This is a genomic window from Tistrella bauzanensis (genome assembly GCF_014636235.1).
Classification (GTDB): domain Bacteria; phylum Pseudomonadota; class Alphaproteobacteria; order Tistrellales; family Tistrellaceae; genus Tistrella; species Tistrella bauzanensis.
This window is the reverse complement of the sequence record NZ_BMDZ01000114.1, coordinates 1-9,370: the sequence shown is the minus strand read 5'-3', so window position 1 is coordinate 9,370 and position 9,370 is coordinate 1. Positions and strand designations below refer to the sequence as shown.

Below are 9,370 nucleotides of genomic sequence, written 5' to 3'. Positions count from 1 at the left end.
TCGCTTGGTCAATCTGGCGACGCACCCATCAGGCCCAAGCAAAGCTCGCTCACATCAGGAGAAATACGCAACTGTAATGCTAGCGCGTCGGCCATATTCGACGGGCGGCAACCCACTGTCGCCGCCCGCCCGCCCCGGACAGAGAGCCCAGCCAGGGAGACCATCATGGCCGACGACAAGGCCGAACGGACAGAGGCGGCACTTGACGCCAGGGGGTCAGGTGCCATTCCCGCCGCAGGGATGCTGGGCCGGCTGATCGATCGTGGGGGGATCGTCTTTGCCGTCGGCATCGTTCTCGCGATGCTGATCCTCATCCAGGAAGTGATCCTGCGCTATGTCTTCAACGCGCCCACGAACTGGGCGCACGAGACCACCATCTTTCTCTGTGCGGTGGCCTTCGTCTATGGCGGGCTCTATTGCACGGCCCGCGACTCCCATATCCGGGTGGTGCTGTTCTATGACATCGCCCATGGTCGGATACGCCAGACACTCGACGTCGCGATCTCGCTTGTCTGCATGGCGGCCTCGGGCTTCTTCGCATGGGCCGCGTGGCAGCTTGTCGCCCGCGCGATCTTCAGGCCCGATGGCAGTTTTCGCCTGGAAACCTCCGGCAGTGCCTGGGATCCGGCCTTTCCGGCCTATCTGAAACTGTTCCTGCTGGCGGTGCTGGGTATGATGACACTGCAATTTCTGATTCTGGCGATCAACTATGCCCGGTCGTCCGTCATGCGCCGTGGAGACTCCGCGTAATGGATGCATTCGGCGGATTGCTCGACCTCAGCGCGCTCGGCATCGAATATGGCACGCTGCTTATGTTCGGCCTGCTCTTCACCCTGTTGCTCGCCGGTATTCCTCTCGCCTATGTCACCTTGCTGGTGGCGCTGATCTTCGCCGTGTTCTGGTTCGGCCCGATGTCGGTGCCGCTGATCACCAGCCGGGTCTATTCTTTCGTCTCGTCCTTTGTCTTCGTCTCGGTGCCGATGTTCGTGCTGATGGCGGCGCTGCTCGACCGCTCGGGCATCGCCCGCGATCTGTTCGACACCATGAAGATGGTCGGCGGCCGGCTGCGCGGCGCGGCGGCCGTCCAGACGATTTTCGTCGCGGTCGTGCTGGCTGCGATGAGCGGCATCATCGGCGGCGAAATCGTGCTGCTTGGCCTGCTCGCCCTGCCGCAGATGCTGCGTCTCGGCTATGACCGCAGCCTCGCCATCGGGGTCATCTGCGCCGGCGGCTCTCTGGGAACGATGATCCCGCCCTCGATCGTTCTGATCATCTATGGGCTGACGGCGAACGTCTCCATCGGCGCCCTCTTCACCTCGGCCTTCCTGCCGGGCCTGATGCTGGCGGCCTTCTATGTCATCTATGTGCTGGTCCGCTGCCACTTTCAACCGGAACTGGCGCCGTTGCCCGAGCCGGACACCCGGCCGCCTGCCGAACGGCTGCGGCTTCTGAAGGGGATCGTGCTTCCGGTCTGCGTCGTGGCCTTCGTGCTGGGCTCGATCTATGGCGGCATCGCATCGGTCACCGAAGCCTCGGCGGTCGGGGTGGCCGGGGTGCTGCTGTCGGTGGTGGTGCGCGGCGAGTTCAGCTTTGGCATGCTCAAGGCCGCCGCCCTGCAGACGCTGTCCACCTGCGGCATGATCGTCTGGATCGGCATCGGCGCCAGCGCCCTTGTCGGCGTGTTCAATCTGATGGGCGGCATCGATTTCGTGTCCGGCATGCTGACCGGCGTCTCCGACGACCCGCTCGTCGTCATCCTGGTGATGATGGCCATTCTGTTTCTGCTCGGCATGTTCCTGGACTGGGTCGGCATCGCGCTGCTGACCATGCCGATCTTCGTGCCGGTGGTCGTCGATCTGGGCTATGACCCGGTGTGGTTCGGCGTGCTGTTCGCCATGAACATGCAGATCTCGTTCCTGACGCCCCCGTTCGGCCCGGCGGCCTTCTACCTGAAGAGCGTGGCCCCGCCGGAGATCAGCCTCGCCGACATCTTCCGGGCACTCGTCCCGTTTATATGCCTGCAGGTTCTGGCGGTCGGTCTGTTGATCGCGTTCCCCGTCATTGCCGGCGGCTGAAGCAAGGACAAGCAGAATGACGAGACGTCCCACCCAGCTTCGATCGCGTGCCTGGTTCGACAATCCGGCCAATCCGGATATGACGGCCTTATACCTGGAGCGGTATCTGAATTACGGCCTGACGCGAGAGGAATTGCAGTCCGGCAAGCCGATCATCGGCATCGCACAAACCGGCAGCGATCTGTCGCCCTGCAACCGCCCGCTGGTCGAACTGGCGAAACGCGTGCGCGAGGGCATCCGCGAAGCCGGCGGTGTGGCGATCGAGTTTCCGGTTCATCCGATTCAAGAAACCGGCAAGCGGCCGACGGCGGCACTCGACCGCAACCTCGCCTATCTCGGCCTGGTCGAAATCCTCTATGGCTATCCGTTCGACGGGGTGGTGCTGACCACCGGATGCGACAAGACCGTGCCCGCCTGCCTGATGGCGGCGGCGACCGTCGACATACCCGCCATCGTGCTGACCGGCGGGCCGATGCTGAATGGCTGGCATGATGGCGAACGCGCCGGCAGCGGCGTGATCATCTGGAAGGCCCGCCGGCTGCTGGCCGAGGGCCGGATCGACTATGAAACCTTCATCGCCATGGCGGCGGCATCGGCGCCCAGCGCCGGCTTCTGCAACACCATGGGCACGGCGGCCACGATGAACGCGCTGGCGGAAACGCTGGGCATGTCGCTGCCCGGCTGTGCGGCGATACCAGCACCCTATCGCGAGCGCGCACAGATCGCCTATGAGACGGGGCGCCGCGCGGTGGCGCTGGTCCACGAGAATGTGAAGCCGTCCGACATCATGACCCGACAGGCGTTCGAGAACGCCATCGTGGTCACCTCGGCGATCGGCGGCTCGACCAACGCGCCGGTCCATCTGAGTGCGATCGCACGCCATACCGGCGTCGATCTCGACATCCGCGACTGGGAGCGGATCGGCCGCGACATTCCGATGCTGGTCAACCTTCAGCCGGCGGGCGAGTATCTGGCCGAGGACTTCCATCGCGCCGGTGGTGTGCCGGCCGTGCTCGGCGAACTGATCGCCGGCGATCTGATCCATGCCAGCGCGATGACCGTCTCGGGGCGAACCATCGGCGACAATTGCGCGGGGCAGCGGTCCCGGAATTCCGACGTGATCCGCGACCTTGGAAACCCCATGCTGCCGGCCGCCGGATTCAGGATACTCGATGGCAATCTGTTCACATCGGCGGTGATGAAGACCTCGGTCATCGATGAAGACTTCCGCCGGCGCTATCTGTCGCGACCGGACGACCCCGAGGCCTTCGAAGGGCGCGCCATCGTCTTCGACGGGCCGGAGGATTATCACGCCCGGATCGACGATCCGGCCCTCGGTATCGACGAAAACTGCATCCTGTTCATCCGCGGGGTCGGCCCGATCGGCTATCCGGGTGCCGCCGAGGTCGTCAACATGCGCGCCCCCGCCGATCTGATCCGGCGTGGCGTGGAAACCCTGCCCTGCATCGGCGACGGCCGGCAATCGGGAACCTCCGCATCGCCGTCGATCCTCAATGCCTCGCCCGAGGCGGCGGCGGGCGGCGGGCTGGCCTTGCTCGAAACCGGAGACCGGGTGCGCGTGGACCTCAGGGCCGGGCGCGTCGACGCCCTGGTGCCGATCGAGACGTGGCAGGCGCGGCGGGTCGCATTGGAGGCGGGCGGCGGCTATCCTGTGCCGCCATCCCAGACCCCGTGGCAGGAATTGCAGCGCGGCTGTCTTGAACAATTGTCGGACGGTATGGTTCTGGGTCTGGCGGTCAAATACCAGCGGATCGCCGCAAAAGGGCTGCCGCGCGACAATCATTGAGAAAAATGAGCATCGATCCGGCCACAGCCGGCAAGGGACGTGAGAGAGGCCGATATGAGAGACGTCATCGAAGCACTTGCCGATATGCCGCTGCTGGCCATCCTGCGCGGGATCACGCCCGAGGAGGTGTTGCCGGTGGGTGAGGCGCTGACGCGGCATGGCATCGTCATCCTGGAAGTGCCGCTCAATTCACCGCAGCCATTTCAGAGCATCCGCATCCTTGCCGATCGCTTTGGCGCCGGAGCGATCGGGGGTGGCGGGCCGATCGTGGGCGCGGGAACGGTGCTGCGGCCCGACGATGTCGCGCGCGTGGCCGACGCCGGCGGGCAGATCGTCGTCTCGCCGAATTTCGACCCGGCTGTGGTCGCGGCGACGCGCCGGGCCGGGTTGATCTCGGTTCCCGGTGTCTTCACGCCGACCGAAGCCTTCGCCGCACTCGATGCCGGCGCGCATGCGCTCAAGATCTTTCCCGGCGACGCGATCACACCGAAAGTGGTCGGCGCGCTGCGGGCCGTCCTTCCCGGCGGCACCGGTGTCGTCGTCACCGGCGGGGTCACCGTCGACAATCTCGCCGGCTTCATGGATGCGGGCGCCAATGGCGTGGGGATCGGTTCGGCACTCTACAAGCCCGGCCGCACCGTCGATGATGTCGAGACGCAGGCCGGGCGCTTCGTCGCGTCGGTTCGGCGCTGGAAGGAGGCGCTGCGTTGACCACGCTCGACATTCTCTGTCTCGGCGAACCGCTGGTCGAGTTCAACGACCTGGGTGGCGGCCGATGGCTTGAAGGCATCGGTGGCGATGTGTCGAACGTTGCCATCGCCGCCCGCCGCCAGGGCGCGCGCGCCGGGATCGCCACCCGGATCGGACGGGACTGCCTGGGCGAGGTGCTGATGCGGCGCTGGGCGGACGAGCAGATCGATACCCAGGCCGTCGCCCATGACGACGACGCGCCGACCGGCCTCTATTTCGTGCGGCACGACGCGGACGGACATCACTTCGAATATTGCCGGGCCGGATCGGCCGCCAGCCGCCTCTCGCCCGACAGCCTGCCGCGCGACGCCATCCGGTCGGCGGGCCTTCTGCATCTCTCTGGCATCACGCAGGCAATCAGCAGCGGCGCGAGGGATGCCGGGTTTGCGGCCATGGCCGAGGCGCGGGCGGCCGGCGTGAAGATATCCTATGACCCGAACCTGCGGCTGAAGCTCTGGCCGCTGGAGCGGGCGCGGATGGTGATCCACGAGGCGATGCGCGATATCGACGTGGCCTTGCCGGGGCTCGACGATGCGCGGTTGCTGACCGGATTGACCGAACCGGCCGACATCGTGGCCTTCTATCGGGATCTCGGGACGAAGGTGGTCGCGTTGACGCTGGGCGCCGACGGGGCGCTTGTTGCCTGTGACGGTGGCATCGAGCGTGTCGAGGCCTTCCCGGCGAAAGCGGTCGACGCAACCGGCGCCGGCGATTGTTTCGACGGCGCGTTCCTGGCGCGCTGGCTGGAAACCGGCGATCCGGTCTCGTCCGCCCGCTATGCGGTGGTGGCAGCCGGGTTGTCGGTCGAAAGCTTCGGTGCCGTGGCGCCGATCCCGACGCGGCCACAGGTCGAGGCGGCGATGGCGGCCCCGGCCGGGATCGATGCCGGGGTGATCGGCGACACCCGACGCGATCGCGATCCACGGTCGGCCATCGCCCTCGTCGCCCACGACGCCTGCAAGGACCGGATGATCGCCTGGGCCCGCCGCCACCATGACCGGCTGGCAGGGTACCGCATCGTCGCGACCGGAACCACCGGCGCCCGTCTGGCCGCCGCCCTGCCGGATCTCGACATCAGGCGGCTGAAGAGCGGTCCGCTCGGCGGCGACCAGCAGATCGGCGCGCTGATCGCCGAAGAGGCGCTCGACGCCCTGGTGTTCTTCGTCGATCCGCTGTCGCCGATGCCGCACGATGTCGACGTGAAGGCATTGACGCGGCTCGCCACGGTCTATGACCTGCCGATGGCCTGCAGCGAAGCCACCGCCGATCTCGTGATCCGCTACCTGCACCACGCCGCGCGTTGAACCACGCGGGCGCGGTGCGGCCGGATGCGAGGGCCACGGCGCAGGACGCAGACGCTACAACCCCAGCATCTGCTTGGCGATGATGTTGCGCTGGATTTCGTTGCTGCCGCCATAGATCGACATGCAGCGCCGCCACAGATAGGCATTGGCGGCCGGGCCTGCATGTTCGGGGCCGACGGGTTCCTCGTTCGAGGTGCCATCCAGCCGGCCGGGCTGCCAGGGCAGGGCGTAATAGCCGGTGGCTTCCGAGCCGAGCTCGCTGATCTTCTGGGCGATTTCAGTGCCCCGGATCTTCAGCAGCGACGAGGCCGGCCCCGGTGAGCCGCCGGCGGCGACCGCCGACAGCGTGCGCAGGGCCGCCAGTTCCAGCGACATCAACTGCGCCTCAACCGCCGTCACCCGGGCGGCGAACAGCGGATCCTCGATCAGCGGCCGGTCGTCGGGGCCGGGCTCTGTGGCGGCGATCTGCTTCAGGCGGCGCAAGGCGGCCTTGGTGACGCCGATCGCGGCATTGTCGACCCGCTCGTGCTCCAGCAGGAATTTGGCATAGGTCCAGCCCTTGCCCTCTTCGCCGATCCGGTTGGCCTTCGGCACCTTCACGTCTTCGAAGAACACGGTGTTGAAGGAATGGGTGCCTTCCAGCATCGGGATCGGCTGCACGGTGATGCCGGGGGTCTTCATGTCGATCAGCAGAAAGGAAATCCCCTTCTGCGGCTTGTCTTCCTTCGCGGTGCGAACCAGACAGAACATCCAGTCGGCATGATGGGCATAGCTGGTCCAGATCTTCTGGCCGTTGACGATATAGTGATCGCCGGCATCCTCGGCGCGGGTGGCGAGCGACGCCAGATCCGATCCGGATTGCGGCTCGGAATAGCCCTGACACCACCAGATGGTGCTGTCGCGGATGCCGGGCAGAAAGCGGTCGCGCTGCTCTTGCGTGCCGAAGCTATAGATCACCGGCCCGGCCATACGCGGGCCGAAGGGCTGGATCAGCGGGCAATCCATCTCGGCGGAAATCACCTCGAACAGATAGCGCTGGGTGATGGTCCAGCCCGGTCCGCCATGCTCCGCCGGCCAGGTGAAGGCGTGCCAGCCGCGCGCGCCCAGAATCTGTTGCCAGCGCATATGGTCGTCCTTGCCCAGATGCTGATCGCGCCGGACCTTATCGGCGATATCGGCGGGCAGGTTGTCGCGGATGAACTGGCGGACCTCGTCGGCGAAGGCCTGTTCGTCGGCAGACAGCATGATGTCCATGGGGGTATCCTCCTCGGATCAGGCGGCGGCGGTGCCGGCTTCGGGGATGCCGGCCGCACGGATGCCGGCATCGATGCGGGCAACCCGGCGGGTGTGCCAGTCGATATCGCCGAAGCTGGCGGCGATGGCGGTCAATCGCTTGAAATAATGGCCGATCGCCAGTTCCTCGGTCACACCCATGGCGCCATGAAGCTGCACGGCCTCCTGCCCGACACGGGTGGCGGTGCGGCCGATCTCGATCTTGGTCAGCGACAGCGCGCGGGCGCGGGCGCGCGGGTCATCCACCGCCATCATCAGCGCGCCATGCAGCGCCGCCGATCGGGCCTCCTCGGTCGCGATCACCATGTCGACCATGCGGTGCTGCAACACCTGATTGTCGCCCAGCGGCCGGCCGAACTGGCGGCGGGTCTTCAGATACTCAAGCGTCTGCTCGCACAGCGCCGCCATCACGCCGACGGCTTCCGAGGCAACGGCGGCGATCGCGAAATCGATCGCCCGTTCCAGATCGCCGGCGCCCTGCCCGGCCCGGCCCAGCAGCGCCGATGCCGGCACCGTCACGTTGCGCAGGGTGATGTCCGCAGCACCGGTGCCGTCATTGGTGCGATAGGCCCTGACCGACAGGCCCGCCGCGTCGGCATCGACCAGGAACAGGCTGATCCCGGCCGCATCCCGCCGCGCGCCGGCACTGCGCGCCACAACCACGAAGCCGTCGGCGGCATGACCGCCCAGCACCACCGCCTTGGCGCCATCCAGCACCCAGCCATCGTCCGATGCGGCGGCGCCCGATGCGGTGGCGCCCGATGCTGTGGCGCCCGATGCTGTGGCGGTCGTGGCGCAATCGGTCAGGTCATAGCGCGATTGCCGTTCGGCGAAGGCCAGGGCCAGCCGCTTGCGGCCCTCCAGCGCCGGGGTCAGCCAGGATGCCTTCTGGTCGGCGGTGCCGATCTCGGCCACCAGCCGGGCGGCCATCACCGTCGGCAGCACCGGCTCGATCGCCAGCCCCCGGCCGATGCCTTCCATCACGATGCCGAAATCGACCGGGCCGCCGCCGATGCCGCCGTCATCCTCGGCAAACGGCACCGCCAGCCAGCCCAGTTCGGCGAACCGCCGCCAATGGGGGCCGGCATGGACGGCGCGGGCCTCGGCAGCGCCGGCGCCATCGTTCCAGGCCTGTTTCAACAGCTTCTGACGGGTGGTGAAGGCATAGACGTCGCGCATGAAGCGCTCCACGCTTTCGCGCAGCATGTCCTGCTCGGCGCTGTAATTGAGGTCCATATCCAGGGGTTCTTCCGGTTGCAGCGGATTGATCAGGCGGCGGGGCGCAGATAGAAGCGGACACCGCCGACCACGACATGGTCGTCGGCCACGCCAAGGCCCCGGGCGGCGGCGCGCCGGCGGATGGCGGCTTCATCGGTGACGGCAAGATCGACCCCGCCCAGCCCCTCGCCCCGGCCGTCGCTATCGGCCACGAAGCGCAGGCTGGCATTGTCGAGATCGAAGGCGAAGCCCTCACCCTCGCCCGCCCCCACGGCGCGAACCTCGCGGCGCAGGATCTCCGCCCAGCGCCGCGCCAGCCGTTCAGGATCGGCGGCCTGAAGCTCGGCGTCGGTCACCGCCGTGACCAGCCCGGTGCGGACATGCCCCCGCCAGTCGGGCCCGGCCGGATGATAGGGGCCGTCGATCGCGCCATTGCCCTCGGTCCAGTTGATTTCGAGCAGGGCCCCGCCGGTGTCGCGCGGATGCAGTTGCAGGCCCTGATAGCTGCCGATGGCCAGCGGCGCCGCCACCCGCACGCCGACCGCGTCGATATGCGCGCGCCAGCGGTCGAGGTCGTCGGTATCGGTGATCACCATATAGCCGCCATCGCCCTGCCGCCGGTCCAGATAGCGCTCGGCCGTGGTGCCGGGCTGTGTGGGGGCCACCACCTCGATGAACGAGGTGCCGATCGGCAGCAGCGCATTGTGCAGCCCGAACATGCCGACATCGGGGTCATGATGACAGATCTCGATATCGAAGACGGCGATCAGATCCGCGACCACGGGGTCAAGCTCGCGGGCGACCAGACAGAGTTGCCTGAGCCGATGAAACATTGTTTTAATCCTCCCTGGGGAGGCTGTTGCCGAATGCCCGCTACCCATGGTTTGACGCCGTCTGCTGACGGCTTGGGAGCTTGGCGGGGG

At 67.0% G+C, this 9,370-nt stretch carries 8 protein-coding genes; 5 read left to right on the top strand and 3 right to left on the bottom strand.

Translation table 11 applies throughout. From position 1 onward, the window contains the following. Nucleotides 1-165 precede the first annotated feature (165 nt). Genes IEW15_RS24250 through IEW15_RS26500 form a run of 5 tightly spaced genes read left to right on the top strand, consistent with a single transcriptional unit; the run spans nt 166 to nt 5,936 of the window. Nucleotides 166-750: a TRAP transporter small permease subunit gene (locus IEW15_RS24250; RefSeq protein ID WP_188582928.1), complete on the top strand. Its 585-nt coding sequence runs from the start codon at nt 166-168 to the stop codon at nt 748-750. Further along, nucleotides 750-2,075, top strand: coding sequence for a TRAP transporter large permease (locus IEW15_RS24245; protein WP_188582925.1), 1,326 nt, complete (start codon nt 750-752; stop codon nt 2,073-2,075). Before IEW15_RS24250 ends, IEW15_RS24245 begins: the two co-directional genes overlap by 1 nt. Nucleotides 2,076-2,091: 16 nt before the next feature. Beyond that, the gene (locus IEW15_RS24240) at nt 2,092-3,882 is read left to right on the top strand and encodes an IlvD/Edd family dehydratase (protein WP_188582923.1); all 1,791 of its coding nucleotides are present in this window, start codon (nt 2,092-2,094) and stop codon (nt 3,880-3,882) included. A 54-nt stretch (nt 3,883-3,936) separates the two neighbouring features. Further along, nucleotides 3,937-4,593 (top strand): 2-dehydro-3-deoxy-6-phosphogalactonate aldolase, encoded by a 657-nt coding sequence (locus IEW15_RS24235; protein ID WP_188582921.1) that lies wholly within the window; start codon nt 3,937-3,939, stop codon nt 4,591-4,593. Then, nucleotides 4,590-5,936, top strand: a complete 1,347-nt coding sequence (locus IEW15_RS26500) for a methylglyoxal synthase (protein ID WP_188582919.1) — start codon at nt 4,590-4,592, stop codon at nt 5,934-5,936. The genes IEW15_RS24235 and IEW15_RS26500 overlap by 4 nt, the downstream gene beginning before the upstream one ends. A gap of 54 nt (nt 5,937-5,990) precedes the next feature. Here the strand turns inward: IEW15_RS26500 and IEW15_RS24225 are convergent, their stop codons facing one another. Genes IEW15_RS24225 through IEW15_RS24215 form a run of 3 tightly spaced genes read right to left on the bottom strand, consistent with a single transcriptional unit; the run spans nt 5,991 to nt 9,280 of the window. Continuing rightward, nucleotides 5,991-7,190: an acyl-CoA dehydrogenase family protein gene (locus IEW15_RS24225; RefSeq protein WP_188582917.1), complete on the bottom strand. Its 1,200-nt coding sequence runs from the start codon at nt 7,188-7,190 to the stop codon at nt 5,991-5,993. Nucleotides 7,191-7,208: 18 nt separating this feature from the next. Beyond that, nucleotides 7,209-8,465, bottom strand: coding sequence for an acyl-CoA dehydrogenase family protein (locus IEW15_RS24220; protein WP_188582915.1), 1,257 nt, complete (start codon nt 8,463-8,465; stop codon nt 7,209-7,211). A gap of 32 nt (nt 8,466-8,497) precedes the next feature. Continuing rightward, on the bottom strand, nt 8,498-9,280 hold the full coding sequence (locus IEW15_RS24215) for a VOC family protein (protein ID WP_188582913.1): 783 nt from the start codon (nt 9,278-9,280) through the stop codon (nt 8,498-8,500). Nucleotides 9,281-9,370 lie beyond the last annotated feature (90 nt).

What these genes read in the sequence shown, in the direction of transcription:
- IEW15_RS24250 (WP_188582928.1), top strand. Translation starts at nt 166, where the DNA reads ATGGCCGACGACAAGGCCGAACGGACAGAGGCGGCACTTGACGCCAGG.
- IEW15_RS24245 (WP_188582925.1), top strand. Translation starts at nt 750, where the DNA reads ATGGATGCATTCGGCGGATTGCTCGACCTCAGCGCGCTCGGCATCGAA.
- IEW15_RS24240 (WP_188582923.1), top strand. Translation starts at nt 2,092, where the DNA reads ATGACGAGACGTCCCACCCAGCTTCGATCGCGTGCCTGGTTCGACAAT.
- IEW15_RS24235 (WP_188582921.1), top strand. Translation starts at nt 3,937, where the DNA reads ATGAGAGACGTCATCGAAGCACTTGCCGATATGCCGCTGCTGGCCATC.
- IEW15_RS24225 (WP_188582917.1), bottom strand. Translation starts at nt 7,190, where the DNA reads ATGGACATCATGCTGTCTGCCGACGAACAGGCCTTCGCCGACGAGGTC.
- IEW15_RS24220 (WP_188582915.1), bottom strand. Translation starts at nt 8,465, where the DNA reads ATGGACCTCAATTACAGCGCCGAGCAGGACATGCTGCGCGAAAGCGTG.
- IEW15_RS24215 (WP_188582913.1), bottom strand. Translation starts at nt 9,280, where the DNA reads ATGTTTCATCGGCTCAGGCAACTCTGTCTGGTCGCCCGCGAGCTTGAC.